Annotated in this window: 1 pseudogene; it reads right to left on the bottom strand. The window is 59.8% G+C overall.

The window, feature by feature from the left end:
- Positions 1-153 (bottom strand): annotated as a pseudogene (locus K0F85_RS29270) (hypothetical protein); the annotation flags it as partial.
- Positions 154-244 lie beyond the last annotated feature (91 nt).

Here is a 244-nt window from a genome sequence, read left to right as displayed (position 1 = left end):
GCCATCCCGATCGACTCGCCCAGGGTCGGGTGCGGGTGGATGGTCTTGCCGATGTCCGTGCCGTCGCAGCCCATTTCGATGGCCAGGGCGATTTCGCCGCTTCATCGTTGACCTGTCGCCCGCGTGCGTGCCGACGATGGTGCCGCCGATGATGTGCCTAATCGTTGCTGGATAATAAAAAACCCCGCAATCGCTTGCGGGGTTTTTAGTGTTACGACACAGCGCTACAACATCAACGCTTGCG

Source organism: Janthinobacterium sp. UMAB-56, from assembly GCF_900095265.1.
In the GTDB taxonomy this organism is placed as follows: domain Bacteria; phylum Pseudomonadota; class Gammaproteobacteria; order Burkholderiales; family Burkholderiaceae_D; genus Janthinobacterium.
Note: the sequence above shows the minus strand (reverse complement) of the source record. Positions and strands in the feature narration are given on the sequence as shown.